This window comes from Pseudomonas arcuscaelestis (assembly GCF_016881005.1).
GTDB classification, from domain to species: Bacteria; Pseudomonadota; Gammaproteobacteria; order Pseudomonadales; family Pseudomonadaceae; genus Aquipseudomonas; species Aquipseudomonas arcuscaelestis.
On sequence record NZ_JACOPV010000012.1, the window covers coordinates 110,526 to 137,150 of the forward strand.

Consider the following 26,625-nt stretch of genomic DNA (forward strand, 5'->3'; position numbering starts at 1 on the left):
TTGAACGAACAGACATTGTCTGCGCGCCTGGAGCGTGTGGCGGCGCATGTACCCGTGGGGGCTCGCCTGGCCGATATCGGCTCGGATCATGCCTACCTGCCTGTGGCACTGATGCGCCGTGGCGCCATCGCAGCAGCGGTAGCGGGGGAGGTGGCCTTGACGCCGTTTCACTCGGCCCAATGCACGGTGCGCGAGAGTGCCCTGGAGCAACGGGTTACGGTACGTCTGGCCAACGGCCTGGGTGCAATCGAGGCGCAGGACGCAATCACTGCAATCAGCATCTGCGGCATGGGCGGCGAGACGATTCGCGACATCCTTGAAGCCGGCAAGTCACGCCTGAGCGGCGAGGAGCGACTGATCCTGCAACCCAATGGCGGCGAAGGACCGTTGCGCCAATGGTTGATGGACAATGGCTATCGGATTCTCTGTGAGGAAGTGCTGCGGGAAAATCGCTTTGACTACGAAATCATTGTTGCCGAGCGTGCTGGTCCTGTGGCCTACACCGCACGGGAGCTGTATTTCGGCCCGATGCAAATGCAGGTGCGCAGCCCCGCATTTGTGCAGAAGTGGCAGCGCATGCTGCGCCAGAAGCAACGAATTTTGAGCAACTTTGCCCGGGCACGGCAGGCTGTTCCCGAGCAGAAGGTCGAAGACGTCACCCGCCAGGCGCGGTGGATTGCCGAGTTGTTGGCTTAATGGCTCGACGTGGTTTGAGCATGATTGGTTTGCTCCCTATGCAATTCAGTCGGCAGGTTTTGAGTTAGCGCTTTTGGCCTTGGCAATCATGTCACTTAGCTGGGCGAGAAACGCGTCGACATCGATCTCGACAAATTCCCCGCAGGATGCCGCGATGATCTTTTCGGCAAACTCAGGGCTGTATTCCAGTGGTTGGTAATCTGGACTGGTTTTATCCAGGGTTTTGAAGAACCAGTCACCTTGTACTTCTTCCCCGACCAGACACTCCAGCTCTTGAAGGCCCAGTAGCGTCGACTGGTACTGGGCTTCTCCCAGTGCTGGAAACTTGCCGGTAACGGCGCGCTTGAGGTCAATGGCCCGTATACCATCGGCAGCGAGATCCACGATCAACGCTTGCAGTGGATTGAAGTCATTCATTGCTCACCTCGACGAATTATTTCTATTGTTCAGCGATGGCCCTCGTGGAGATGACGAAGGCAGTTGGCGCATTGATCAGGCGGCGACAGCGGCGCGGTGATCGCCCAGGTCATAGCCAATCATGAACAGTGCGGCTTCGAGTGCGCGCAAGGGGGCGTACGGGGCCGCCACCGAGTGGAACGGACTGTCGTGTGCAGCGGGGTGGGCCAGTACTGCAGTCAACAGCCAGTTGGCGCGAAGATTCCACAGGGCGTGGTGAGATCCCGAGCGCAGGCCCTTGAACTGGAGGTTGCCAATGCCCGGGTTGCGACGTTTCGGGGCACTTGCATTGGCTGCCTCCTTCGCCCCAGCCCAGGGAAAGCTCAATGCCTGCGGTACGCTTGGCAGATTGTGCGCCCGGCAGTACTTCACCACCACCCACCCCAGCGCTGCGGCGACGCGGCTGTCGTAAATGACAAAGTTCTTGCACAGCAGCGAGTAGACTTTGGTCATTCCCGAATTGAAACGCAGCTGCTTGGCGCGAAGCGTTGGCGCACGTTCATCGCCAGCGTCCATTGCTACCTGCACCACCTTGATGGCGTTTGCCAAACCCGCCTTGTTCACGGTAAGCCATTTGGCATTGCCCGCACTCACGCCACCCCAGCGCATAACATCCAGAGTCGCCTCAAGCGCCCGTGCGTCATCGTCATTGATGCGTTGCAGGTCCTTGCGCAATGCCGCCAGGGCCAGGCCGTTGCTGGCAGAGCAGCTGCCGGGATTGAACCCCAGGCGGGCATTGCCCGGATGATTCCAGCGGTACTTGCTGAAGGCGTCGAACAAGCTGTTGCACGACCATTGCGTGGCGCTGCGCCGATCAACATACTCGTGCTTGAAGCGCGACTGCGAGTCAAGCTCGGCCGCGAGCCAGTCGGTGAACTGGGTGAGGTGGGGAAGGGCAAAATAGGTTTGGCGATTCATCAATACTCCTGTGGGCTGGCATTACGGTTGGCGAGATTGCCCGCCAGCCAGAGCATCAAAACATCAGATAGGGACAGATCATGTCCGCAATGGGACGACCGTGGAAAATAAAGTGGATTTGTTTGATCGTCGCGATTGTCTGCGCAAGATTTTGCTTGGCTACAAGGCGCCACAATCGACCCCGATTCTACATGAACGCCTGTGCACCGAGCTGAAGTTGGAGAGCCACAACCCCAAGAACACGCAGCGCGATCTTGAAGCACTGGAGCGTATCGGCGAGGTCCGCCAGGTGCAGATGGACGCCGACCTCAGGGCCAATTTCTGGGTAGGCGAAGGCACAAGTCTGGACCTGACGCTGCTGCCCAGCGAAGCGATGACCGTCACCGCCATCATCGACCACGCCGCCCGTTTCGGTCTGCAGGCGCCGCCGGCAATGCTGAAAAAACTGCGTGGCTACGTGGACCGGGTCATGAGCAAGGTGCCCATCCGCAAGCTGGAATGGGCCAAGCGCATCACCACCGGCACACGTTTTACCGTGTTGCAACCCGGGCGCTCCAACCCCGGACATGTCGCAAGGATTCAAGATGCGCTGCTATACGACGAGCCGCTGAAGGTCACCTACCTGCCCAGGGATGCAGGCGGCGTTGAGTGTGTTTATCACCTGAAGCCGTTGGCCTTGTCTTATCAGGATTCCAACATCTACCTGTCCGCGTATGTACTGGAAGAGGAGTGGCCGCAAGGCTGCGAGCCCGAACCTGGGGCAAAACGCGGCAAGTACAGCAGCAACGGCCCGAACACAATGTGTGCGCTGATGCTGCACCGAGTTGTAGCGGTGACCGAAAGCAGTCGGCACATCTGCGAACCTGACGACTATGACGTCAATTCGGTTGAAGCACAAAAGCACCTCATGACCATCCATGGCGATGACCCTGTGCAACTAACGCTGCGCTTGGGCGCCAACTTGCACAATCGACTCGTTGAAAATCCGTTGGCCGAAAATCAGGTCATGGTTCCATCTGTCGACGGCAAGTGGGAGCTCAATTGCACCTTGCACGATACCCAAGGCCTGCGGTTGTTCCTGTTAAGTAATGCGGACGAGATCGAGGTGCTGGCGCCAGTGGTTATTCGCGCGCATGTCAGGGATACGCTGCGCCGGGCGGTCAGTCTTTATGCCGATGATTGACGGTGGACGCGGCGCGATTTCTGCCTTGAGCTGACGAAGCGATATACTCCCAGCCCTTTGCTATCGCTTAAGAGACGTTCATGCGGCAGGTTTTACTTATCGTTGATGTGCAGTCCACCTTCAGTCCACCCGAGTGGCTGGTCGATGGTGTGCGGGCGCTGTCAGAGAGAATTCTTACCATTGCGTCGGTCGAACTGCATGACGAGCTGATCACCCCGTTCCAACAGCAACTCGGTTGGCATCCTGCCGCCGAGGACGAAAGCCTGGTCGAGGCTGATCGAGTGTTTGTAAAGCATGGCTACGGGCAAACCGCGGAAACGATCGAGTACATCAAACAGCTAGGCGTCGAGCGTGTGCTGGTGTGTGGTATCCAGACTGAAACCTGCGTACTTGCCGCAGGTTTCGCGCTCTTCGATGCGGGGCTTACGCCGACGCTGGTGACCGACCTGACGGTAGGCTCCTCCCTGGATCGTTCGGGGCAGTTGGGGATCAAACTGTGGGAACACCACTTCCGTCAGGTGACCACAAGAGCCGAAATTCTCGCCGAGCTCGACGCCTAGTAACGCAGCTGGCACTAGCGCTTGCAACACTCGATCAGCTTTCAGGCGCAACCGTTGGTTCCTGGCTGGATTCGGCCTCCAGTTTCAATCGGTCAGCTTTGCTGATGTATTTAGGTTTGCTCTTTGGTGCCAGTTTGGCGCTGGCTTTTTTGGCGTTAGCCGTTAGCAGTTGCTTGATTTTCTTGCGGCGATTCATTTTTTCCACTCAGCTCTGCGTCAATACCCCGAAGTCTGTCATATCTGTTGCGCCACGCAACTGAAACGCCGCCCTTGCGCGTGGCTCAGGACGCGCTGCGCGCGGAATTGCTATTGAACGACTGTTCAGCTATAAACCTTTCGAGCCTGCTTCCCATACCTTTTCATCGAGTCGGAGGTCCCCCTATGCGCAGCCCGCTGTTCAAAACCCCAATTACCGAAATGCTCGGCATTGCTCACCCCATTCTTTGCGGGGGCATGGGCCCAGGCGTATCGGATGCCGATTATGTTGCGGCGGTGGTCAATGCAGGGGGCATGGGTTTTATAGTGGCTGCGGGCTTCCCTGATCCAGATGAATTTCGTGAGCAACTGCGCCGCTGCAAGCAGCTGACTTCGGGCAAGGGGTTTGGCGTCAACCTGTACCTGTCTCGGCAAGCGCAAGGTCTTGAACGTTTGCATGAGCAGTTGGCGATCGTCGCCGAGGAGGGCGTGTTATGCGTGGAGACGTCGGGTACAAGTCCGGAGGGTATCCTTCCGATTCTGCGTGATGCGGGTATCAAAGTGCTGCACAAGGTGGCGGCGGTGCGTTATGCCCGTTCGGCCGCACGGCTTGGGGTAGATGCGGTGATTGTTGTGGGTAACGACTGTGGTGGCCATCCGGGCGTCTATGGTATCAGCAGTATGGTTCAGGCGGCGCAGGTGCCTAACGAAGTCAGTGTTCCAGTGGTTATTGGTGGCGGCATCGGCACGGGGCGACAATTGGCAGCAACACTGACCATGGGCGCGGATGCCGTATTGATGGGCTCGCGCATGCTGGTCGCCGAGGAGTTGTGGATACACCGTAAGTACAAGGATTTGCTGGTGCGCAGCGACGGCACCGAAAGCGTGATCGTGAAGACCGGGTTGCGAGATCATCACCGGGTTTACAACAACGAAAGTGCCAAGGCAGTTGCGGCCCTGGATGCTGCCGGTGCAAGCGACTTCGAGCAGTACCGGGCTCATGTGATGGGCTCGCTGAGCACCCAGGCGTATCAGACTGGCGACAGTGCCTTGGGCATGCTCGACTTCGGCCCATCGGTTGTTTTTGCCGACGCCGTAAAGCCTGTCGAGGCCATCTTTGATGAAATACTCGACGATGCCAAAAAAGCACTTCAGCGTCTTGGACAGCTACACGACGCGGCTTAGGTGACGCCATTGCAATCCCCGCGGCGCCAGAGCGCCGCTGGGAAGCGCATTTCACCTGGCCCGGTCAAGAGGCCTGTGCAGAGCAGTTGGTGTTGATCAATCCGTCGTGGGCTGGCCCGCTTGCATCGTGCGGCGCAACTGCGCGGCCGCCATCGAGCGGGCCTCTACCTCATCCAACAATGCTTCGACCAATGCCAGGGCCATTTCTATTAATCGTTCAGTAGACCAGAGTAGACGGCGTACCTCTTCATCGACCCTGTCGCAGGCGAGTTCAGTGGTTTGGTAGGCGCTTTTGAGCAGGACTGAAGTGTGCACCAGGGCATCTTCGAAGGTGATATCGGCACGTACCGAAAACAGCGGGTCGTGACTGCCATTACAAGAACCAAAGGTGGTGCTGGTCGTGGTGGTGAGCGGTGGATCTGGAACTGGTTTTGTCATTGTGGTGCTCCTTCGTATAAAGGATCCGCCACCAACTGCCGCCAAGCAGGGAAGGGTGACGGACTACGCAAGGTTGGCGGACCGGTACGAAGGGACCCGGCACTTCCGAAGAAGTCCATGCGCAGCCCGCCATAAAGCATCATCACGAGCACAAAAAAAGCGCCAGTGATGGAGATATGGGGCGCTTTGCGCCTTCGTGTCGAGCCGCCAAGCCCGGTCGCTGAATTGGCAGCGACCCGAGCAGGTTAACGGAGTTGGGAAGATGATTCAAGCGACGTTGCATGTCACCCCGGCAAACCACACATTGGTAGGCGCGGGCCTTGCGGGCCTTGCGGGCGTTCGAGCGCACAGCGGCCGCGTCCAAAGAATTGGGCAATCGTCGGATGGGTTCCGGCGGCGTATGGCGCAAATATCTCGCAGTATCACCGCCTTGAACGATCCAGTTCACTCGATCGGCGCGTGCGCCCTTACCATCTGACCCTGACCCCAAGGTTGCCAATCAAGCCATTGAGGTCGTTGTCATCCACATCGGTGCTGTAGTCGGCACTGACGAACAACGCCACTTTAGGCGTTACCCTGGCCACCAGCCCCAAGCCCACTTCAACCGTGGCGGAGTTGCGCCCGCTGCTGATCTTGTCGACTTTGTCCAGCGACACGGAGTCGGCATTGGTAAAGTCGTACCAGACGTTTGTACGCAGGAAGGGCTCGATGGGCATGCCCCGCAGGTTATAACGTGCGGACAACTTGGCGCCGACCCGACCGGTCCAGTTGGGTTGTTGATCGAAGGCTTGTTGAGTGTCGGTCTGGGTCTGGCTGCCGGGGAAGTATTGTTGGTTGATCAATTGCGCCTGGGGTTCGATTGTCCAGTTTTCACCAAGGCTGATGGGGTAGCCACCTTCAACCGACAAGGTTAGGGCATGACCGTCGCCATCCAGGCGTTGGCCGTTTTCGCTGCGGCCGTTGACGTCGAAACGAGTGCCCATGGCCACTGCGTCCACATGCCAGCCCTGATCGTGGGTCATGCTCCAGTACATACCCAGGCTTTCACCTTCCAGATTGACGTTGGACTTCTTGTCACCGACCTGTGGTTTGCGCATGCCGTCGAAGCCGCTTTGCAGGCTACTGTGCCCGACGAAGAAGCCGATGCGATGGACGTTGCCGGCGCTGGTTTCGCGAACGAACAAGTCCGGGCTGATCTGCAGACTTTGGTTTGCAGCATCCAGTCGGGTGGCAGCAGGGGCACTGGTTCTCAGTGGCACCGGAAAAAACTGCGCCCACTGACTGGTCATGAGTTCGGGGGCGGCTGGTGTGTTGCGTTCGGCCATGCGCTCGGAGAACGCGCTCAAGGTCGCCAGGCCTACGCCGCTGACACTCACGGGGGTTAATGACAGTACGGGTAGGGACTGTGCCTGCACCTGTACCAGTGAATTGAAGGGATCGTCATTCTGGAGTTCGTACGCAAAAGCTTCCAACGGGCTCGCGATCAGCAGCGACGTGGAAATCGCGTAGAAAATGTACTCGCAGCGTGCGCGATTCAGCGTGTTTTTCATGGCGGATCTCCTCTGTTGTAACAGCCAGGGTTCTGGCCTGATGTCACGAGCTGTAAGGCAAAACCAGAGGGCGACCCAAACCAGCAAAACGTGTCTCAGCCGCGCGCCGAAAGGCGCGAGTTAGAGGCTCGCAATGGAATTCTGCAATGCTGCATTACCTGAAGCTAAGGAGAGGAGACGGCGGGCGTCAAGAAAGCGTGAAGCGCATGTTGTCAAGAAGTTAAGCAGGGTAGTGCGCTGAAATTAAACAATTATTTACATTAGATAGACGTGATGGATCTTTGGGTACCCGCGTCTAATGCCGAATCATTGCTAAAGCTGCACTTCTACAGCCAGCGGCAGATGATCGGACAGGTGGCTCCACGGCTTGTTGCCGAGGATGCGTGGCGCGTGACTGTTGGCATTGCGCAGGTAGATTCGGTCCAGGCGCAACAGCGGCAAGCGAGCGGGGTAGGTGCGTGCCAGCAAGCCATGATGGCGCTCGAACGCTTCATGCAGGCCACGGTGCATACCCAGCGTGCGGTTGCCTTGCAGCTTCCAGTCATTGAAATCGCCAGCGATGATCACCGGGGCGTCGGCGGGTAGCGAATCGAGCAACCGGCGTAGCAACTGCAGCTGCTTTTGCCTGTGGCTTTCCAGTAGCGACAGGTGCACGCACACGGCATGCACTTGATGCTGGCCGGGTACATCGAGTACGCAGTGCAGCAGCCCGCGTCGTTCCGGGCCGGTAATCGAGACATCCAGATTGCGGTGCTCGATGATCGGGTACTTGGACAACAACGCATTGCCGTGATGGCCGTCGGGATAGACGGCGTTGCGGCCATAGGCGAAATCGGTCCACATGCTGTCGGCAAGAAACTCGTACTGGGACGTTTGCGGCCAGCCGGGGTGGCGCGCGGCATGGCGGTCGTGACTGCCGAGCACTTCCTGGAGGAAGACGATGTCGGCTTCGGTGCTGCGCACTGCCTCGCGCAGTTCCGGCAGGATGAAGCGGCGATTGAAGGCGGTGAAGCCTTTGTGGGTGTTGACGGTCAACACCTTCAGGCGCCGCACGGCAGGCGCCTGTTGGATAGCGGTAATCAGTGTGGGGTCCGGTTCGGGATTCACGGTTGCTCCTGATCTTCAAACCTACTGCTTAGGACTGATACCCAAGGTGTCAGTTCCCCGCCTCACGTTTCATCCTCACGTTGCAGTTCCAGCAGTATCAACGAGCGTCCCGTCACCTCCAGGTTGCTTTCAAACTCATGGCGTTCGCCCTTGCGCAATTGCGGTCGATCGGTATCGATCAGGCAGTTCCAGTGCTCGCCTTCAGGCACCTGCGGCAACGTGAAGGTGACATTGTCGTGATGGGCGTTGACGATCAGCAACAAGGTGGCATCCTCACCGGGTCGTTGTATGCCGCTCACTTGTGCGCGGCCATCCATCAGCATGCCCAGGCAGCGTCCCTGGCTGTCCTCCCATTGCTCGACACTCATCTCGCTGGCGTCAGGCGCGAGCCACGTCACATCCTTGACCCCGATGGCCTCATTGTAGTCACCCACCAGAAAGCGCGAGCGGCGCAGCACCGGATAGTTTAGGCGCAGCTTGGTCAGGCGTTTGACGAACTTGAGCAACGCAGTGCCTTCGTCATCGAGCTCCCAATTGATCCAGCCGATCTCGCTGTCCTGGCAATAGGCATTGTTGTTGCCATGTTGAGTGCGACTGAATTCGTCTCCTGCAACGATCATGGGCGTGCCTTGGGCCAGCAGCAGGGTGGCGAAAAAGTTGCGCATCTGGCGCAGGCGCAGTGCATTGATTTCCGGGTCATCGGTGGCACCTTCGGCGCCGTGGTTCCAGGACAGGTTGTTGTTGCTGCCATCCTGGTTGTCTTCGTCGTTGTCCTCATTGTGCTTGTCGTTGTATGAGACCAAATCGCGCAGGGTGAAGCCGTCGTGGGCGGTGATGAAGTTCACCGAGGCGTAGGCGCGACGACCACGGCGGTTGAACAGCTCGCCGGAGGCGGTCATGCGTGCGGCAAAGTCGGCCAACTGACCTTCATCGCCTTTCCAGAAAGCCCGCACGGTGTCGCGAAAGCGATCGTTCCACTCCGTCCAGCCTGGGGCAAAGTTGCCCACCTGATAGCCACCCGGGCCGCAATCCCAAGGCTCGGCAATCAGCTTGACCTGCCGCAGCAGCGGGTCCTGGCGGCAGGCAACGAGAAAGCTGTGACGTTCATTGAAACCGTCGTGGTAGCGGCCGAGGATGGTGGCCAGGTCGAAGCGAAAGCCGTCCACATGCATCTCGCCTGCCCAGTAGCGCAGCGAATCGGTCACCAGTTGTAGTACGCAAGGGTGACTCAAGTCCAGGGTGTTGCCGGTGCCGGAATCGTTGATGTAGAAACGCTTGTCGTCGGGCATCAGCCGATAATACGAGGCGTTGTCGATGCCGCGCATGGACAGGGTCGGGCCCAGTTCATTGCCTTCTGCAGTGTGGTTGTAGACCACGTCGAGAATCACCTCCAGACCGGCGTCGTGCAAGTGCGCGACCATTTCCTTGAACTCGGCGATCTTGCCGTTGGCCAGGTAGCGTGGATGCGGGGCGAAGAAGGCGATGCTGTTGTAGCCCCAGTAGTTGTCCAGGCCCTTGTGCAGCAAGTGCTGGTCGCTGACGAAGGCATGGATCGGCAGCAGCTCGATGGAGGTGACGCCCAGTTGCTTTATATGGTTGAGCAACTCGTCGCACATCAGGCCTGCAAAGGTGCCGCGATTGTCCTCGGGCACTGCCGGGTGACGCATGCTGATGCCGCGCACATGGGCTTCATAGATGATGGTGCGGTCCCAAGGCACGCCTACACGCTGATCGCGACCCCAGGTGTAGGCCGGATCGATGACTTTGCACTTGGGTACGAATGGGGCACTGTCGCGCTCATCGAAGCTGAGGTCGCCATCAGGGTGACCAATGGTGTAGCCGAACAACGCCTCGGACCATTTCAGACTGCCCACCAGCTGCTTGGCGTATGGGTCGATCAATAATTTGTTGGGGTTGAAACGATGGCCGTTCTGCGGCTCGTACGGGCCGTGCACACGGTAGCCGTAGATCTGCCCGGGATGGGCATCGGGCAGGTAGCCGTGAAAGATCTCGTCGGTGTATTCCGGCAGCTCGATACGTTCAAGTTCAACCTCGCCGCTGGCGTCGAACAGGCACAGTTCGACCTTGGTGGCGTGGGCAGAGAACAGGGCGAAGTTGACCCCCAAGCCGTCCCAGCTTGCGCCAAGCGGAAATGGCAGGCCTTCGCGAATGCGCGAGGGGTCGACAGCTTGCGTGGGTGTTTTCATAAGTCTCCTTGACTGATTCGGTTCATTGCGGGGCAAGCCCGCTCCTTGAAGAACGGGACTGCCCCTCACTACGGATCATGCAACGGTTGGTTTTTTCGGCGGCCGGGGTTTTTTCGCTGCCGGCGCGGGCTTCTTGCTCGGCGCCGCTACCTCAGCTGTAGAGGCAGGCGCAGGCTTGGCCTTGGCTTTTCGCGGCGTGGCCTTGGGCGCCAGAGACTCAGCCTCGGCGAGCTTGCGTGCCATCTCCCAATGTCGCGACTCCTGGCCTTCGGGTTTACCTTCCGACTCCCAGATCTGGTAGGCAAACTCGCTAATACGTTTGTCATCAATACTCATCTCGACGCTCCTGAGGTTTAGGTATGATTAATCAACAGGTTGACCGGGAACTCCTTGAGTACAACGCTGAGTAACAGCTCCCTTGAGGCTGTGACTGCACTGCTGGCAAAAAGTCCCGAGCAATTGGCAGGTGACAGGGCAAACGGCAAAATCAGCCGGGTGTCGTCCCAGTTCTGTGCCGGGATCAACGGGATCGGGGTATCACCAAGCAAGCCACAGGCCAGGCGCGGCACCACGACTATCGCTTGGGCTTCATCGCTTACTCGGGCGAACGCCAATACCTGCTCGGCGTGTCTACCTTGTACTTGCAGCGGCAGGTAGCGGCCTTGGGCAAACAGCGCCTGGTACTGTTGGCGTCGCTCCAGCACCTGGTTGATCAGCGCTTGCTTGACCTGGCCGCCGCGCCATTGCTGGAGTAACTGCGCCATGCTGGTGCTTTCATCCAGGGCCTGGCGGCGCGCGTGGTAATCCACCGGGCGACGGTTATCGGGATCGACCAGGCTGAAGTCCCAGAACTCATTGCCCTGGTACAAGTCGGGCACTCCGGGAACGGTCATGCGCAGCAGGCATTGCCCCAGGCTGTTGACCGCCCCGGCGCAGGCTATCGACTGCGTGGCCTGGGCCAGTGAGTGGCGCAGTTGCTGGTTTTCCGGGGCCAGTAGCAGATTCTGGATGAAGCTCAGGCACGCTTTTTCATAGTCCTCGTTCGGTGCGTTCCAGCTGCTGCGCAGCTTGGCTTCGCGCAAGGCTTTGCGTTGCCATTGCTGCAAGCGCTCCACGTAGGCTTGCACTGCCAGAGCGTCGCCTTCGTCCAGCTCTAACGGCCAACTGCCAAGCAGGGTTTGGTAAAGCATCCACTCATCACCAGGCTCCGGGGCGATGCCGTCGGCAAGGTTGCTGCGCAGCGGTGCAGCGAGTTCGCGCCAGTGCTCCACACGACTTACAAACCATCTGCTGCGCTCGCTTAACACCGCCAGGCGTGCGCGCTGGTCTTCACCGCGCTTGTGATCATGGGTGGCCGTACACAACAGGTTGTGCGGGAACTGCTGTAAACGCTGTTCACAGGCCTGGTGAAAGGCATGCGCTGGGGCGCTGAAACGCTCGGCGTCAAAGCCGACATCATTGCGCGAAAGCAGCAGGGCCGAACGATAGAACGCGGTGTCTTCAACCGCTTTGGCGGCGGTCGGCGCAGTCAATTGCTGAAAACGAATGCAGGCGTGGCGCAAGTGTTTGCGCCTCCGCCCTGGCGGCAGGCTGCGCCAGGGCTGTCCGCCGAGCCAGTATTGCAGGTAGTCGAGCACCGGCCAGTCGCCTTCGCCCAGGCTTTGCCGGGCCCCAGCCACAGCGTGGTCAAAGAACGGCGCATCCTGTTGCCAACGGCCACCGGCATGCAGGTAAGTGCGATACACCGGGTAGTGCTCGACCAGCGCCTGAAGCACCCGCCGAATGGCACCCAGGGTCAGGTCGCGGCTCATCAGGTCGTCGCGGGCCACTTGCAACAGCGCCTGGGCGACAGACTCAAAATCACCGGCAAGGCCGGCGTTGAGCACTTGCTGGCGGGCCAGGCGCACTTCTTCACTGAACGCTGGACGTTCGCTGAGGGTGCTCCAGGCTTCACTGAGGATCGCTTCACCTGCGGGGTCATGTTGCAGCAGGCTGATCTGGTTCATGAACTCATAACCGGTGGTGCCATCCACCCCCCAGTCACGGTGCAACTGTTCGCCGGCGCCGAGAATCTTCTCGACGTAGATCGGCAGGTGTTCCAAGGCTGCACTCAGCGGTCGTTCGGCCAGCAATGCATCAACCCGGCGCCGCAGTTTGCGGCAGTAGCTGCGCGGATCGGCCAGGCCATCGATATGGTCGATACGCAGGCCGTCGACCAGACCTGCGCGGATCAGGTCGAAGATTTTCTGATGGGTGGCTTCGAACACTTCGTTGCGCTCCACCCGCAGGCCGGCCAGTTCATTGACATCGAAGAAGCGCCGCCAATTGATGTCATCGGCGGCGGTACGCCAGCTGGCCAGTCGATAGGCCTGATGTTCGAGCAGACCGTGCAGGCGTTCGGCACCCGCGGCGGTGCGGCCATCGAATGCCGTGAGTAACTGCTCGATGTGCACCGGGTCGGCAATCGCTACCAGCTCCTGGCGCAACAGCACGGCCTTGTCGGCGGCCTGGGTTGCACTGTGCAAGGCAGCGAAACGCATGCCCAGGCCTTGCAACGCAGTGTTTTCACTCAGGCACAGGATTTGTCCGTAATCGGTCGGGCTGATGGGAAAACGGTGTTCGTGGTGGCTGATATAAAAGCTGCCGTCATGTGCCTGGTAGCGCAGAGGGATCTCTGCGTCATGCAGGGTTGTACCGTAATCGTTGGCTAAAAAGGGTAGTAGCAACTGGCCTTGCAGCAAGGGGTCGGAGGAGTGCCACTGCACGTCGAAAAAGCCGCCATAGCGGCTGCGTCGCCCCCAGGTCAGCAGGTCCTGCCACCAGGGGTTCTCGCAGCCCACGGCCATGTGGTTGGAGACAATGTCGAGGATCAGTCCCATGCCATGCTGGCGCAACGCTGAAACCAGCCTGACCAGCGCGGCTTCGCCTCCCAGCTCCGGGTTGACGTGGGCAGGGTCGATTACGTCATAGCCATGCATTGAACCGGGGCGGGCGCTGAGCAACGGTGAGGCATACAAATGGCTGATCCCCAGACGGGCGAAGTAGGGCACCAGTGGCAGCGCATCGTCGAGGGTGAAACCGGCATGAAACTGCAGGCGCAAGGTGGCATTCAAAGCTTTCAAAGGTCGCGCTCCCAGGCTTGCTCGCGGGCCTGGGCCAGTAGCTCCAGGCGGCGAGCGGCGTCGGTATCGTCCAGTAGGTCGCTGGCCGGCTGGGCAAGGCGCCGCCGCCAGTTGGGGTGTGTGTCGATGGTGCCTGGCAGATTGGGCTGCTCGTCGATACCCAGCAGGTCTTCCAGAGGCAGCAGCACCAGCGGCGCCCGGGTATGCCCCAGGAAGCGGATGCAGGCGTCGATCCTGGCCTCGTCGTCTGCCTGCACGGCGTAGTTGTTCTCAAGGATTTTCTGCAAGCCCTGGCGCTCGTGTTCGCGGGTGATCCGCCATTGGCGTTCGGTGTCGGCATCGATCAGCGAAAGGCGTTGGCTCCAGTCAATGTCACGGGCTTGCAACCAGCCGGCCAAGGGTGGCAGATCGTGGGTGCTGGTGGTCGCCAGGGCGTTGTCCGGCCAGTCCAGAATGGGCGTGAAGTGGCCGGGTGGCTCTTGCTCGAACTGCAACACACGCATCCCGAGAATTGCCCGCTCAGCGAGCTTCTCACGCAGGCCTTCAGGCACCGTGCCCAGGTCTTCGCCGAGGACAATGGCCTGGTGGCGCACGGACTCCAGGCACAGCAGGCGTAGCAGATCGTCGAGCGGATAATTCAGGTAGGCCCCTTCGCTGGCGTGGGCGCCCAGGGGAATCAGCCATAGGCGCTGCAGACCCATGACATGGTCGATGCGCAAGCCGCCGGCATGGGCAAAGTTGGCCCGCAGCATTTCAATGAACGCGCGGTAGCCATTGCGCCGCAGGCCTTCGGGTGAGAACGCGCAGATCCCCCAGTTTTGCCCCAAGCGATTGAGAATGTCTGGCGGGGCGCCGACGTTGAGTCCGGCCAATAGCTCATCCTGACGGCTCCAGGCTTGACTGCCGGCACCATCGGCACCCACCGCCAGGTCAGCGATCAGGCCGATGGCCATGCCGTTGCTGCGGGCGGCATCCTGGGCGCGTTGCAGGCAGCGCTCGATCAACCATTGGCAGAAGGCGTGAAACTGGATCTGCTCTGGATGTTGCGCGGCGAACGCCGCCACCTCCGGGCTGTGTGGGTCATGCCAGGCTTCAGGCCATTGACGCCAGTCGGGGTCAAGCCCGCGTGCCTTGGCTTCGAGCTGCAGCGCCTCGAACCGGCAGTGTTGCTCCAAGGCATCGCCGGCCTGCGTTCGGTAGCTGTCGAAGTCGACGCGCAGCGGATGGTCACCATCGATGAAGTCTTCGTACAGGCAACGCAGCACCTGGTAGCGGCTGGCAGTCGCTTCGGGCCAGTCGATCAGGTTCAGTTGTTCGAGCGCTTGCAGCTTGTCTTCCAGGCCCAGGGTTTCCACGGCAAGACGCACCACTCGCTCGCCCAGAATCGCCGAGGGGCTTGCGTACAAGCTGTTCAGAAACAAGCGACTTGAAGGCGAGTAGGGGCTGTAGCGATGGCTGTCACTGGCGAACATGGCATGCATCGGGCTGATCGCCAATGCGTCAGCACCACGCTCGGCGGCACTGCGCGCCAGCGCTTCGAGCGCCAGGCAATCGCCGAACCCACCGTCACCTTCGCGGCGCAGGCTGTAGAGCTGGGCACTGATGCCCCAGCAGCGCGGCGTGGGAGTGTCCAGGGCATCGTCAAGGCCGAAGGCGCGGGTGGGAGCCACCGCCAGGCAAAAGTGTTGTTCGCTGATGTGCACCTGGTGATAGCCAATTGGCAACCCGGCTGGCAGCGCACTACGATCATTCAGTTGCAGTTGTTGCTCGCTGCCGTCCTCCAGATGGATCCGGCAGGGACTGCCCACGGGGAAAAAGGCCGACAGGTCGAGTTCCTGCTGCACATCTACGGTAAACAATGGTGGCAAGTGCCGGCTATCGTGGGCAGTCTTGAGCGCTTGCAGGCTGGTGGCTATCTGCACGTCATCTTTCGCTGGATGGCCCAATCCGGCCAGTACCCGGCGCAAGGCGCTGTCGCTGACGCGTTGCTGGCGGCCGTTGGCGTCAATCCACTCCACAGAAATACCGGCCAACAGCGCCAGTTGCTGCAGATGTGCATCACTCATGGGCAGGCTCCGAGGTTTGAGGGGGTAGCAGGCTCACCAAGGTGCTGTAGGGCGGCAATTCATCGCCGACCAGCGCATCGGCTGCACTGCAGAAAAGATGGGTGCGCGCGGCGGGCACTGTGTACGGGACGGCGGTGCTGCCCAGATTCATGTCGATGCGCAATATGCGTTTATCAGCCAACTGCCATGAGGCCGTGAGTGCTTTCTCGGCGATGACCTCGGCACCGAGGGCGCGACAGCCAGGCAGGTGCGGGGTGAGGTGCTGGTGGCGCAAGTGCAACAGCTGTTGGTAGAACGCTTGCCCGCCGGATTGGACTTCATCGGGAATACTAAGCACAGAGGCCGCAAACGTATCCAAGGCGTTGGGATCGGGGATGGTCGCCCGTTGTTCAGGGTGGGTAAAGGCTTGGAAACCAGCGAACTCTGCACGTCGGCCTTCCCGTACGGCATCGGCCAACTCGTCATGGTGATCGGTAAAGAACAAGAAGGGTTGTTCGCTCTGCCATTCTTCGCCCATGAACAGCAGCGGTACCATGGGTGACAGCAACAGCAAGGTTGTGGCGGCGCGCAATGCCTGGGGCGAACAGAGCTGGGTGAGGCGCTCGCCTTTGGCGCGATTGCCTACCTGGTCGTGGTTCTGCAAGAACAGCACGAAGGCCCGAGGGGGTAGGTGAGCACTGGGTTCGCCGCGCAGGCGCCCGTTGCGATCCGGTTCACCCTGAAAGACGAAACCCTGGCCCAGGCATCTGGCCAGCTTGGGCAAGGTAGCCTGGCAATAGTCGGCATAGTAGCCCTCATCTTCGCCGGTCAGCAGTACATGCAAGGCGTTGTGGCCGTCGTCGTTCCACTGCCCGTCGAAGTCCTTCTCCAGCAGGCTCGCCTGGTTGTGTTCATTCTCCAGGACCAGCCACACGTGTCTGTCGGCAGGGATGGTATGGCGCACACGCTGGCTGAATACCCGTAGGAAATCCGGATCATCGATGGCGTGGACGGCATCCAGGCGCAAGCCATCGAAGCGGTAGTCGTGCAGCCACATCAAGGCATTTTCAATGTAGAAGTCGCGCACCTGGCGGCGACGAAAATCAATGGCAGCTCCCCAGGGCGTGTGGCGGTCCTGGCGAAAGAACTCGCTTGCATAGTGATTGAGGTAGTTGCCGTCTGGGCCGAAGTGGTTGTAAACCACGTCCAGCAATACCATTAGGCCATGAGCATGGGCCTGATCGATCAATTGGCACAGTTGTTCAGGCGTACCGTAGGTGTGCTGCGGGGCAAAGGGCAGAACCCCGTCATAGCCCCAGTTGCGCTCACCGGGGAATTGGGCGATCGGCATCAGTTCGATGGCCGTCACCCCCAATGCTGCCAGGCGCGGCAGCTGTTCGATTACGCCGCTGTAGCCTCCTGCCAGGCCGACGTGTATTTCGTAAATCACCGCCTCATGCCACGGGCGGCCCTGCCAATGTTTATGTTTCCAGCCATACGCCGCGGGGTCGATCACTTGGCTTGGGCCATGCACGCCCTCGGGCTGGAAGCGCGAGGCGGGGTCGGCAACCTGTTGATCACCATTGATGCAAAATTGGTACAGGGTGCCGGGCACCGCAGGCCAGCGCGCGCGGAACCATCCTTCAGTTCCGCGCTGCAAGGGCAAGCGCTGACCGGTGTCCAGGCACACCTCGACGCTGTGGGCATCGGGTGCCCACAACGCAAAGCGTACTGTTTCGTTATCAAGCATTACGGCCCCGTGGGTCGCAAACTGATCTGACCTTAAGGGCATGAGTGCCACCTCGCACTTAGCGTCCAGCTACTAAAGCCCGCTCCACCAACTCCTCATACAGCCGCGCATAGGGTTCCACCGCCTGGCACCAGTTGAATGGCTGGGTCATGGCCAGGCAGCGCATAGCGCCAAGCAAATCTTTTTTGCCATAGACATAGAAGGCCCGGCTGATGGCCTCGCGATAGCTTTCAACCGTGGACTCATCGAACAGAAAACCGGTAACACCGTTTTGAATGGTGTCCGCCAGGCCGCCGGTATTGCGTGCCACCGGAAGCGATCCGAAGCGCTGCGCATACATCTGGCTCAGGCCGCAGGGTTCGTAACGTGATGGCATCAACAAGAAGTCACTGCCGGCAAACATGCGCCGGGCATCGGTTTCGTTGAAGCCGATGCGCACACCGACCTGACCGGGATAGCGCAGGGCCAGTTCGCGCATGGCTTGTTCTTCTTCCGGCTCACCGCGCCCGATGATCGCGATCTGGCCGCCCTGGCTGACAATGTAGTCGGCGACGCCCAGAGTCAGGTCCAGGCCCTTCTGGTACACCAGCCGGGAAACCACGGCGAACAACGGGCCGCTGGAAGGCTTGAGCTCGAAAAGGTCGCGTACCTGTTGGCTATTGACGGCCTTGCCGTCCCAGTCGTTGAGGCTGAAGGGGTGATCCAGATGCGGGTCGCTGGCCGAATCCCAGCTTTCATCGATGCCGTTGGGGATGCCACTGAGCAGGCCTTGCTGGGCCTTGCTGCCAAGAAAGCCATCGAGGCCGCAGCCGAAGTCCGGCGTGGTGATTTCCCGCGCATAGGTGGCGCTTACAGTGGTGATGTGGCTGGAATAGGCAAGACCCGCCTTGAGGAACGACAGTTTGCCATAGAACTCCATGCCTTCTTGTTGCAGGGCATGGTCGGGGATTGCCAATTCCGGGCAGCAGGCGCGGCTGACCACACCTTGGTAGGCCAGGTTGTGGATGGTGAACAACGTCGGTGTCTGCAAGCCGCGCCAATGCATGTAGGCGGGCGCCAGGCCCGCTGGCCAGTCATGAGCGTGAACCAGATCGGGCTTCCAGTGGACCATCCCCTCACCTGCGGCAATCTCGGCGGCGGCCAGGCCCAGGCGGGCAAAACGGATGTGGTTGTCCGGCCAGTCGCGGCCGTTGTTGGCTCCATAGGGGGTGCCTTCGCGCTGATATAGCTCAGGGCAGATCAGCACATAGATGACCAGGCCGTCGGTCAAATCCATGCGCCCGATCTTGCAGGGCGGCAAGGCTGCATGGCCGCCCAGTTCGCCGACCAGGTGAATGGGGTTGTCGCTCTCCAGCACCTGGGGGTAGCCGGGGATGAGTACACGCACATCATGAAGATGTCGCATCGCCCGCGGCAGGGCGGCAGACACGTCACCCAGGCCGCCGGTCTTGACCAGATCAGCGATTTCCGAAGTGACGAACAAAACTTTGCGCTTGTTCGGGTTGTGCCGGGAGTCGCCGCCAGGTGCCTTGGCTGTCGTGTTGAAGTCCGTGGTCAGCGACGCACGGTTATCCGGAGTGAAATGTTCTACATGAGGTTCGACAGCGGCACTGATCATACTTCTTTCCGTCCCTATGTGCGGGTGTGGTCACCCGTTGTTGTGTTTGCTAACGCTCTCTCTGTGTGTGGTATTGCTGAATGCGGTCCTTCGCCCGAAATCGTGCGCACAAGCGCAACGCGTAGTGGCAGTCATGCCGACAACGTGGTGACTATCAGGGGTGGCTGGGCTGCGTCTGGTTTTCCAGAAACGATGGCCTACTTCTATTGCTGACCTACGGCCAAATCGGAAAGTTCTACTTTTTTTAATCGACTTTTCCGGACAATCTCGTGGCCGAATACTGAGTGTAGGAGAGATAACGCGGATAATGTGACCCGCTGGTCACTTTGCTAGCCTTTGTGCGTCTGACGCGCAGGCGTAAGCCTTTTGTGTTGCAATTTCGGGATGGGAGGGGAGTGTTACTTAATGTTTGGTGGGGGCCATTGTCGTTAGTGGGAGCCGGCAATACCAACTCCCACGCAGCACAGTTGTTCCTGCAATTGGGCCTGTCAAAGGCTATGGAACAGGCCGATCACAAGCGGCTCAAGCATGTGTAGCGGGGTGATCTGCCTGGGTTTGCTGTAATTTCTGATTCAGTTGCGCAACTTGCTGCAGCAACTGGTCGCGTTCTTCGCGCAAACGGCGCAATTCATCTCTGTGAACGGTCACATAGAGGGTTTGCGGCGGCATTTTCGGTAGAAGGGTTCCCATTACACACCTCGCGAATGGCTGATTACTGTTACAAGCGTAGCCGCTCGACGGGGCGGGATTCTGAATTCTTTTTGCTGTCATGGGAACTTTTTTGTTCGGCGCTGTCTTGCCGTTCGTCGCTGAACCCAGCAGCCCAAGGCTGGACTAATCTTCAAGGCTTGAACGTTCGTTTTCATCAATATGGAGCATCGGCACATGCAACTGGGAATCGTGGGGCTGGGCCGCATGGGCGGTAACATTGCACGGCGCTTGATGCGTGAGGGCCACCGTATGGTGGTGCATGACCGCGATCACAGCGCGGTCAAGACCTTGGTGGGCGAAGGCGCGAACGGCGCGCATGACCTGGGCGCACTGGTCGCGAAGCTGGAAAAACCCCGCGCGGTGTGGGTGATGCTCCCCGCTGGCGAGGCGACCGAGCAGACCATCAGCCAACTGGCGGACATCCTCGATGCCGACGATGTGATCATCGATGGTGGCAACACGTTCTACAAGGATGACATCCGCCGCGCCACGGAGCTGGCCAAGCGTCAGCTGCATTATGTCGATGTTGGCACCTCGGGCGGGGTCTGGGGGCTGGAGCGGGGCTATTGCATGATGATCGGTGGTGAGAAAGCGGTGCTCGAACGCCTTGATCCGCTGTTCGCCACACTGGCCCCCGGCGTTGGCAGCATACCCCGCACGCGGGGTCGCAGCGGTCCGGCCGGGCGTGCTGAACAGGGTTATATCCATGCAGGTCCGGCAGGCGCCGGGCATTATGTGAAGATGATCCATAACGGCATTGAGTACGGTCTGATGCAGGCCTATGCCGAGGGTTTCGATATTCTCAAGAGTAAAGCCAGCGAGGCCTTGCCGGTCGAACAGCGCTTTGACCTGGATGTGGCCGAAATCGCTGAAGTATGGCGACGCGGCAGCGTGGTGACCTCATGGTTGCTGGACCTGACCGCCGATGCGCTGGTGGCCGATCCGCAGTTGGGTGGCTACAGCGGCGCTGTCGCCGACAGTGGCGAGGGACGCTGGACCATTGATGCGGCCGTCGAGCAGGCGGTGCCTGTGCCGGTGTTGTCCAGTGCCCTGTTTGCACGCTTTCGCTCGCGCCAGCAACAAGGCACCTACGCCGACCGCATGCTGTCGGCGATGCGTTTCGGATTCGGTGGTCACGTCGAGAAAAAAGTCGAATGAGCAATACACCTATCGACGCGGCACCGCCGTGCACCTTGTTCCTGTTTGGCGCCAATGGCGACCTGGTAAAGCGTTTGCTCATGCCGGCGCTCTACAACCTCAGTCGCGATGGCTTGCTGGATAAAAACCTGCGAATCGTCGGGGTTGATCACAATGCTGCCAGCGACACGGAATTCGCCCAGCGCCTGCAAGCCTTCATGCTGGAACGCGACAAGGCCAGCCCGGATGCCCCCTGCCTGGATGAAAAGCTCTGGAGCCGTCTGGCCAAGCGTATTGGCTACCAGACAGGCGACTTTCTCGACGAGGCGACCTATCAGGCCATCGCCCGCCGTATCGAAAACAACCCCAGTGCCAATGCGGTGTTTTACCTCGCGACGTCCCCACGCTTTTTCAGCGAGGTGGTGCAGCGTCTTGGCGCCGCTGGGCTGCTTGATGAAAGCGAGGGCTTTCGCCGGGTGGTGGTGGAAAAACCTTTCGGCTCGGACCTGGCCAGCGCTGAGGCGCTCAATGCGTGTTTGCTCAAGGTCATGAGTGAAAAGCAGATCTACCGCATTGACCATTACCTGGGTAAGGAGACAGTGCAGAACATCCTTGTCAGCCGCTTCTCCAACGGTATTTTCGAAGCCTTCTGGAACAATCATTACATCGATCACGTACAGATTACCGCTGCCGAAACCGTTGGTGTGGAAAGCCGTGGCGGCTTTTACGACAGCACCGGGGCCTTGCGCGACATGGTCCCCAACCATCTGTTTCAACTCCTGGCCATGGTTGCCATGGAACCACCAGCGGCTTTCGGTGCAGATGCAGTGCGCAGCGAAAAAGCCAAGGTGATAGGGGCTATCCGGCCCTGGTCGAAGACCATGGCACTGAAGAACTCAGTGCGTGGCCAATACACCGCAGGCAAGCAAGGGCGCAAAAAGGTTCCCGGTTACCGCGAAGAGCCGCGGGTCGATGCGCAGAGTGAGACAGAAACCTTCGTGGCCTTGAAGGTGATGATCGACAACTGGCGCTGGGTCGGCGTGCCGTTCTACCTGCGTACAGGCAAGCGCATGAGCGTGCGCGATACGGAAATCGCCATTTGCTTCAAGCCGGCGCCTTACGCTCAGTTTCGCGACACCGAGGTCGAGCGCCTGCAGCCCAATTATCTGCGTATACAGATCCAGCCCAACGAAGGCATGTGGTTCGACTTGCAGGCCAAGCGTCCGGGGCCGGCACTGGCGATGGAGAACATCGAGCTGGGGTTTGCCTACAAGGACTTCTTCAAGATGCAGCCTTCCACAGGCTATGAAACCTTGATCTACGACTGCCTGACCGGGGATCAAACCCTGTTTCAACGTGCCGACAACATCGAGAACGGCTGGCGTGCGGTGCAGCCGTTTCTCGATGCCTGGAAGCAGGGTGGCGAGGTGCAGCCCTATGCGGCTGGCGAGGATGGCCCGGCTGCAGCTGACGAACTGCTGAGTCGGGATCGACGGGTATGGCATCCGATCGGTTGAATCTCGCTCCCATCGGCCTGAGCGTTGCGGTGGGGCTGTTACAGCCAGTAAGTGACTGCCCACCAACCCAGGCCACCCATGACCACGGTGTACGGCAGTGCCATCCACACCATCCGCCCGTACGACAGGCGAATCAGGGGAGCAATCGCTGAGGTCAAGAGGAACAGGAAGGCGGCCTGGCCATTGGGCGTGGCGACGCTTGGCAGGTTGGTGCCGGTGTTAATGGCCACCGCCAGGGTTTCGAAGTGCTCGCGGGTCATGTGACCGTCAAGAAACGCCTGTTTGACTTCGGTGATGTAAATGGTCGCGACGAACACGTTGTCGCTGATTGCCGACAGCAGGCCATTGGCAATGAACAGCATGCCCGGTTGCTGTTCGGTCGGTAGCGCCAGCACCCACTGGATCAGCGGTGTAAACAACTGCTGATCATGAATCACCGCAACCACGGCAAAGAACACCACCAGCAACGCGGTAAACGGCATGGCGTCCTGGAAGGCACGGCCCAGTCGATGTTCATCGGTGATGCCGGTGAACGCCGTGATCAAGACGATCACCAACAAGCCAATCAAGCCCACTTCAGCGATGTGCAAACCCAGGCCGACAATCAGGATCAGCGCAGCCAGGCCTTGCACCCACAGGGCTGCGCGTTGTTGTGTGGTGCGCTGGGCGTCGTCTTCGGCCGCGTAGCGGGCTAACACCTGGCGCACGCTATCGGGCAGCAGGGTGCCGTAGCCGAACCAACGCAGCTTTTCCAGCAATACGCAGGTCACCAGGCCCGCGACCAGCACCGGCAGCGACACCGGCGCGACCTTGAGGAAGAAGTCCGCAAAGTGCCAGCCCATTTCATGGCCGATCAGCAGGTTCTGCGGCTCGCCCACCAGCGTGCAAACCCCACCCAGGGCGGTGCCAACTGCACCATGCATCAGCAGGCTGCGCAGGAAGGCGCGAAACTGCTGGAGGTCGTCGCGTTGTATTTGGGCGATGTCATGGTCGCTGTCCAGGTTCGACTCTTCCCGCGGATTGAACCCCGAGGCCACCCGGTGATAGACCGAGTAGAAGCCGACAGCTGCGCTGATGATCACTGCGGTAACGGTCAGCGCATCGAGGAAGGCCGACAGGAAGGCCGAGAGAAAGCAGAACAGTAAGGCCAGGACTGCTTTGGAGCGCACCCCAAGCAGAATCCGCGAGAACAGAAACAGCAGCAGATCCTTCATGAAGTAGATACCGGCGACCATGAACATCAACAGCAGGATCACCGGAAAGTTGTGCAGTAACTCGTTGTAGAGCGCCTCGGGCGTACTCATGCCCAGTATCAACGCTTCTATCACCAGCAAACCGCCGGGCATCAGTGGATAGCACTTGAGCGCCATACCCAGGGTGAAGATGAACTCGATCACCAGCGCCCAGCCGGTGACGACTGGCCCCAGGGTAAATAGCAGCAGCGGGTTAAGGATCAGGAACAGGCACAAGGTGGCTTTGTACCAGCGGGGCGACTGCCCAAGGAAGTTGTGGGCCAGGGCGCCGGCCAGAGAGCGGGACATGAAAATGTATCCTAATAATTCTACAGGAGCGCAAAGTGCCGGATACAGGCCGCCAGATCAAGGTAAAAGTCCCGGTTTTGGCACAAGCGCTGCCTCGGTCCCGTTGCCAGCCTTGATATAGTCGGCAAATTGATCCAGCCCCTCTCAAGGAATGCAATTGTGAGCGACTACCAGGCACTCGAAGTAGAACTGACCGAATTTCAGGCATTCAAGGTCGAGCTAAGGAACAGCATCGCCCACGTGCAGATCAACCGCCCGGAAAAGTACAACGCCATGAACGCGGCGTTCTGGAGTGAGATCGTCGAAGTTTTCAAGTGGATCGATGAAACCGACGCGGTGCGTGCGGTGGTGATCAGCGGGGCAGGCAAGCACTTCTCTTCTGGCATCGACCTGATGATGCTGGCGTCGGTGGCCAATGAGCTGGGCAAGGACGTGGGGCGCAATGCCCGATTGCTGCGCCGCACGATCCTGCGCATGCAGGCCTCGTTCAACGCCGTGGACAACTGCCGCAAGCCCGTGTTGGCAGCGATCCAGGGTTACTGCATTGGTGGCGCCATCGATCTGGTTTCGGCCTGCGATATGCGTTACTGCAGCCAGGACGCGCAGTTCTCGATCAAGGAAATCGATATGGGTATGGCTGCCGACGTCGGCACCTTGCAGCGTCTGCCGCGCATCATTGGCGATGGCATCATGCGTGAGCTGGCCTATACCGGCCGCACGGTCGAGGCCGACGAAGCCATGCGTATCGGCCTGGTCAATCGCGTCTACGATGATCATGCGACGCTGCTTGAAGGAGTCTTTGCCATTGCCGCTGAAATTGCGGGAAAATCACCGATTGCCGTGGCCGGCACCAAGGAAATGCTCAGCTATATGCGCGACCACCGCATCGACGATGGCCTGGAGTACATTGCCACCTGGAACGCTGCCATGTTGCAATCCGCCGATCTGCGGGTAGCCATGGCTGCCCATATGAGCAAACAGAAACCCGAGTTCGCCGACTGATTGCAGCGGCGGGCCCGCGCAAGGAACCGGAACATGGCTGTGCGTTGGACCACCGCAGTACTGGATACGAACCTCGCAGGCGGCTGGGCAGTCGCTCGCTGTCGCGAGGGTTTCCTGGTTGATGACAACGGTGCGCTGTTTGCGCGCGACTGGCTCAAGCGTCAAGAACTCGATGTAGCGTTCGAGCACGGTATCGGCCATTTCGATGGCCAACCGGTTTACCTGCTCGAACTCAACAGCGCCCAGACGGTCGCCGGCTGCAGTTGGCGCGGGCTGCGCCAGTTCATGCTCGAGGGTGACTTCGACACCTATAAAATCCTCGGTTATGCCGCGCAGATCGGCACCTGGGCCCGTGAACATCGCTTTTGCGGCAGCTGTGGTCAAGCCATGACCCAGGTTCATCTGGAGCGGGCAATGTATTGCCAGCCTTGCGACCTGCGCAGCTATCCGCGTATCTCGCCGAGCATGATCGTGCTCATCACCCTTGGCGACGAAATTCTCCTGGCCCGTTCACCACGATTTGTCACCGGGGTCTACAGCACCCTGGCAGGTTTTGCCGAACCCGGCGAGTCGGCCGAGGACTGCCTGGTGCGCGAGGTGCGCGAAGAAGTGGCCATCGAGGTGCAGAACATTGAGTACGTGGGCAGCCAATGCTGGCCGTTCCCGCACTCGATGATGCTCGGCTTTCATGCCGAATATGCTGGCGGCGAGATCGTCATGCAGGCGGACGAGATTGAAGATGCGCAGTGGTTCCGGGTCGATGCGCTACCGCCGTTGCCAGCGGGGCGCTCGATTGCCCGTTACCTGATCGATCTGTATGTGGCGCGCCGCTTAGGCCTGCCCGAACCAGTGTTGCCACGCTAGGCGCACGGTCAGGGCCAGTACCACGGTAATGAATACCGGGCGAATGAACTTGCTGCCGCCGCTGATGGCGGTACGCGCGCCGAAGAAAGCCCCGACCATCAGCGCCGAGCCCATCGACAAGCCCACCAGCCAGTCGACCTGACCGGAAAAGATGAACACCGACAAGGCCGCAGCGTTACTGACGAAGTTCATGCTGCGCGCCACGCCACTGGCTTTCACCAGGTCGATGGGGTAGAGCAGCAGCGTGCTGACGGTCCAGAACGCCCCGGTGCCAGGACCTGCAACGCCATCATAGAAGCCCAGGGTCAGCCCCTGGGGCAGCTGCCATTTCTTCTTCACGGGTACATCGGCGTCCAGCGGCGCTTTTGGCGTGCCGCCGAACAGCAGGTACACCCCGCAGAGAAACACGATGACCGGCAGCATCTTGTTCAGCCACTCGGCTGGAAGGTAATGCGCAACGACAGCGCCGATCAATGCACCGACGAAGGTGCCGGCCAATGCATGGCGCCACTGCGCCGGGTGAAACAGCTTGCGGCGGTAATAGGTGAATCCGGCGGTGGCCGAGCCGAAAGTCGAGCTCAATTTGTTGGTGCCCAGCACCAGATGCGGCGGCATACCAGCGGTGAGCAGGGCAGGGGTGGTCAGCAGACCGCCGCCACCGGCGATGGCATCGATGAATCCGGCAACGAAGGCAACGGCGGCGAGAATGGCGAGGGTGGTCAGATCTACGCTAAGTTCGAAAGGCATGGCATGGGCTTAATCGGTTGGGCACAGAAGGAGCTGCGCCTGACGGTCGGCATGTTAAAGGAGATCGGGGCTGCCT

The 26,625-nt window shown here is 59.8% G+C and carries 23 protein-coding genes; 8 read left to right on the plus strand and 15 right to left on the minus strand.

The features are described 5' to 3' along the window. Positions 1-696, plus strand: a complete 696-nt coding sequence (locus H8F21_RS19195; protein ID WP_328824512.1) for a tRNA (adenine(22)-N(1))-methyltransferase — start codon at positions 1-3, stop codon at positions 694-696. A 45-nt stretch (positions 697-741) separates the two neighbouring features. On the opposite strand, the gene H8F21_RS19200 is transcribed toward H8F21_RS19195, so the two are convergent. Both H8F21_RS19200 and H8F21_RS19205 read right to left on the minus strand, forming a co-directional pair. After that, positions 742-1,113, minus strand: a complete 372-nt coding sequence (locus H8F21_RS19200) for a hypothetical protein (RefSeq protein WP_203478513.1) — start codon at positions 1,111-1,113, stop codon at positions 742-744. A 75-nt stretch (positions 1,114-1,188) separates the two neighbouring features. Further along, complete coding sequence (locus tag H8F21_RS19205) at positions 1,189-2,070, minus strand: hypothetical protein (protein ID WP_203478512.1); 882 nt, start codon at positions 2,068-2,070, stop codon at positions 1,189-1,191. Between the two features lie 112 nt (positions 2,071-2,182). On the opposite strand from H8F21_RS19205, the gene H8F21_RS19210 reads away from it, so the two are divergent. Continuing rightward, the gene (locus H8F21_RS19210) at positions 2,183-3,253 is read left to right on the plus strand and encodes a helix-turn-helix transcriptional regulator (RefSeq protein WP_203478510.1); all 1,071 of its coding nucleotides are present in this window, start codon (positions 2,183-2,185) and stop codon (positions 3,251-3,253) included. Between the two features lie 80 nt (positions 3,254-3,333). Further along, complete coding sequence (locus H8F21_RS19215) at positions 3,334-3,813, plus strand: isochorismatase family protein (RefSeq protein WP_203478508.1); 480 nt, start codon at positions 3,334-3,336, stop codon at positions 3,811-3,813. A gap of 34 nt (positions 3,814-3,847) precedes the next feature. Here the strand turns inward: H8F21_RS19215 and H8F21_RS19220 are convergent, their stop codons facing one another. Beyond that, positions 3,848-4,009, minus strand: coding sequence for a DUF2986 domain-containing protein (locus H8F21_RS19220; protein ID WP_203478506.1), 162 nt, complete (start codon positions 4,007-4,009; stop codon positions 3,848-3,850). Positions 4,010-4,194: 185 nt separating this feature from the next. Here H8F21_RS19220 and H8F21_RS19225 point away from each other — a divergent pair, with 185 nt between their 5' ends. After that, positions 4,195-5,193: an NAD(P)H-dependent flavin oxidoreductase gene (locus tag H8F21_RS19225; RefSeq protein WP_203478504.1), complete on the plus strand. Its 999-nt coding sequence runs from the start codon at positions 4,195-4,197 to the stop codon at positions 5,191-5,193. 96 nt (positions 5,194-5,289) lie between these two features. Here the strand turns inward: H8F21_RS19225 and H8F21_RS19230 are convergent, their stop codons facing one another. The 10 genes from H8F21_RS19230 to H8F21_RS19275 form a co-directional block, all read right to left on the minus strand. Continuing rightward, positions 5,290-5,631: a DUF6124 family protein gene (locus H8F21_RS19230; RefSeq protein ID WP_203478502.1), complete on the minus strand. Its 342-nt coding sequence runs from the start codon at positions 5,629-5,631 to the stop codon at positions 5,290-5,292. Between the two features lie 467 nt (positions 5,632-6,098). Further along, positions 6,099-7,181, minus strand: coding sequence for an autotransporter outer membrane beta-barrel domain-containing protein (locus H8F21_RS19235; protein WP_203585159.1), 1,083 nt, complete (start codon positions 7,179-7,181; stop codon positions 6,099-6,101). A gap of 312 nt (positions 7,182-7,493) precedes the next feature. Next, entirely contained in the window at positions 7,494-8,288 is a 795-nt protein-coding gene (locus H8F21_RS19240) for an endonuclease/exonuclease/phosphatase family protein (protein WP_203478498.1), read from the minus strand. A 62-nt stretch (positions 8,289-8,350) separates the two neighbouring features. After that, positions 8,351-10,495 carry a glycogen debranching protein GlgX gene (glgX, locus tag H8F21_RS19245; protein ID WP_203478496.1) on the minus strand — a complete coding sequence of 715 codons (2,145 nt, stop codon included), beginning with the start codon at positions 10,493-10,495 and terminating at the stop codon, positions 8,351-8,353. Between the two features lie 75 nt (positions 10,496-10,570). Next, on the minus strand, positions 10,571-10,831 hold the full coding sequence (locus H8F21_RS19250) for a DUF2934 domain-containing protein (RefSeq protein ID WP_136475658.1): 261 nt from the start codon (positions 10,829-10,831) through the stop codon (positions 10,571-10,573). A 17-nt stretch (positions 10,832-10,848) separates the two neighbouring features. Continuing rightward, complete coding sequence (locus H8F21_RS19255; protein WP_203478495.1) at positions 10,849-13,617, minus strand: malto-oligosyltrehalose synthase; 2,769 nt, start codon at positions 13,615-13,617, stop codon at positions 10,849-10,851. Then, a complete protein-coding gene (gene malQ / locus H8F21_RS19260; RefSeq protein ID WP_203478494.1) occupies positions 13,614-15,683 on the minus strand; it encodes a 4-alpha-glucanotransferase in 2,070 nt (689 codons plus the stop codon). The genes H8F21_RS19255 and malQ overlap by 4 nt, the downstream gene beginning before the upstream one ends. Further along, positions 15,676-17,454: a malto-oligosyltrehalose trehalohydrolase gene (gene treZ, locus H8F21_RS19265; RefSeq protein WP_328824513.1), complete on the minus strand. Its 1,779-nt coding sequence runs from the start codon at positions 17,452-17,454 to the stop codon at positions 15,676-15,678. The genes malQ and treZ overlap by 8 nt, the downstream gene beginning before the upstream one ends. A 16-nt stretch (positions 17,455-17,470) precedes the next feature. Then, positions 17,471-19,030, minus strand: a complete 1,560-nt coding sequence (gene glgA, locus H8F21_RS19270) for a glycogen synthase GlgA (protein ID WP_203478492.1) — start codon at positions 19,028-19,030, stop codon at positions 17,471-17,473. A 522-nt stretch (positions 19,031-19,552) separates the two neighbouring features. Beyond that, positions 19,553-19,720: a DUF6026 family protein gene (locus tag H8F21_RS19275; protein WP_203478491.1), complete on the minus strand. Its 168-nt coding sequence runs from the start codon at positions 19,718-19,720 to the stop codon at positions 19,553-19,555. A gap of 195 nt (positions 19,721-19,915) precedes the next feature. Here H8F21_RS19275 and gnd point away from each other — a divergent pair, with 195 nt between their 5' ends. Together gnd and zwf are read left to right on the plus strand one after the other, a co-directional pair. Next, a complete protein-coding gene (gene gnd, locus H8F21_RS19280) occupies positions 19,916-20,899 on the plus strand; it encodes a phosphogluconate dehydrogenase (NAD(+)-dependent, decarboxylating) (protein WP_203478490.1) in 984 nt (327 codons plus the stop codon). Next, a complete protein-coding gene (gene zwf / locus H8F21_RS19285; RefSeq protein ID WP_203478489.1) occupies positions 20,896-22,395 on the plus strand; it encodes a glucose-6-phosphate dehydrogenase in 1,500 nt (499 codons plus the stop codon). The genes gnd and zwf overlap by 4 nt, the downstream gene beginning before the upstream one ends. A gap of 38 nt (positions 22,396-22,433) precedes the next feature. On the opposite strand, the gene nhaB is transcribed toward zwf, so the two are convergent. Further along, positions 22,434-23,936 (minus strand): sodium/proton antiporter NhaB, encoded by a 1,503-nt coding sequence (gene nhaB, locus H8F21_RS19290; RefSeq protein WP_203478488.1) that lies wholly within the window; start codon positions 23,934-23,936, stop codon positions 22,434-22,436. Positions 23,937-24,125: 189 nt separating this feature from the next. On the opposite strand from nhaB, the gene H8F21_RS19295 reads away from it, so the two are divergent. After that, on the plus strand, positions 24,126-24,938 hold the full coding sequence (locus tag H8F21_RS19295) for a crotonase/enoyl-CoA hydratase family protein (protein ID WP_203478634.1): 813 nt from the start codon (positions 24,126-24,128) through the stop codon (positions 24,936-24,938). Positions 24,939-24,971: 33 nt separating this feature from the next. Further along, positions 24,972-25,802: an NAD(+) diphosphatase gene (gene nudC, locus H8F21_RS19300; RefSeq protein ID WP_203585160.1), complete on the plus strand. Its 831-nt coding sequence runs from the start codon at positions 24,972-24,974 to the stop codon at positions 25,800-25,802. Here nudC and H8F21_RS19305 read toward each other — a convergent pair. Then, a complete protein-coding gene (locus tag H8F21_RS19305; protein ID WP_136475667.1) occupies positions 25,770-26,549 on the minus strand; it encodes a TSUP family transporter in 780 nt (259 codons plus the stop codon). The genes nudC and H8F21_RS19305 overlap by 33 nt on opposite strands. Positions 26,550-26,625 lie beyond the last annotated feature (76 nt).

Bases quoted from the DNA above. Each gene is read 5' to 3' on its own strand.
- H8F21_RS19200 (WP_203478513.1), bottom strand. From the start codon at position 1,113: ATGAATGACTTCAATCCACTGCAAGCGTTGATCGTGGATCTCGCTGCC.
- H8F21_RS19205 (WP_203478512.1), bottom strand. From the start codon at position 2,070: ATGAATCGCCAAACCTATTTTGCCCTTCCCCACCTCACCCAGTTCACC.
- H8F21_RS19215 (WP_203478508.1), top strand. From the start codon at position 3,334: ATGCGGCAGGTTTTACTTATCGTTGATGTGCAGTCCACCTTCAGTCCA.
- H8F21_RS19220 (WP_203478506.1), bottom strand. From the start codon at position 4,009: ATGAATCGCCGCAAGAAAATCAAGCAACTGCTAACGGCTAACGCCAAA.
- H8F21_RS19225 (WP_203478504.1), top strand. From the start codon at position 4,195: ATGCGCAGCCCGCTGTTCAAAACCCCAATTACCGAAATGCTCGGCATT.
- H8F21_RS19230 (WP_203478502.1), bottom strand. From the start codon at position 5,631: ATGACAAAACCAGTTCCAGATCCACCGCTCACCACCACGACCAGCACC.
- H8F21_RS19235 (WP_203585159.1), bottom strand. From the start codon at position 7,181: ATGAAAAACACGCTGAATCGCGCACGCTGCGAGTACATTTTCTACGCG.
- glgX (WP_203478496.1), bottom strand. From the start codon at position 10,495: ATGAAAACACCCACGCAAGCTGTCGACCCCTCGCGCATTCGCGAAGGC.
- H8F21_RS19250 (WP_136475658.1), bottom strand. From the start codon at position 10,831: ATGAGTATTGATGACAAACGTATTAGCGAGTTTGCCTACCAGATCTGG.
- malQ (WP_203478494.1), bottom strand. From the start codon at position 15,683: ATGAGTGATGCACATCTGCAGCAACTGGCGCTGTTGGCCGGTATTTCT.
- treZ (WP_328824513.1), bottom strand. From the start codon at position 17,454: ATGCCCTTAAGGTCAGATCAGTTTGCGACCCACGGGGCCGTAATGCTT.
- glgA (WP_203478492.1), bottom strand. From the start codon at position 19,030: ATGATCAGTGCCGCTGTCGAACCTCATGTAGAACATTTCACTCCGGAT.
- H8F21_RS19275 (WP_203478491.1), bottom strand. From the start codon at position 19,720: ATGGGAACCCTTCTACCGAAAATGCCGCCGCAAACCCTCTATGTGACC.
- gnd (WP_203478490.1), top strand. From the start codon at position 19,916: ATGCAACTGGGAATCGTGGGGCTGGGCCGCATGGGCGGTAACATTGCA.
- zwf (WP_203478489.1), top strand. From the start codon at position 20,896: ATGAGCAATACACCTATCGACGCGGCACCGCCGTGCACCTTGTTCCTG.
- nhaB (WP_203478488.1), bottom strand. From the start codon at position 23,936: ATGTCCCGCTCTCTGGCCGGCGCCCTGGCCCACAACTTCCTTGGGCAG.
- nudC (WP_203585160.1), top strand. From the start codon at position 24,972: ATGGCTGTGCGTTGGACCACCGCAGTACTGGATACGAACCTCGCAGGC.
- H8F21_RS19305 (WP_136475667.1), bottom strand. From the start codon at position 26,549: ATGCCTTTCGAACTTAGCGTAGATCTGACCACCCTCGCCATTCTCGCC.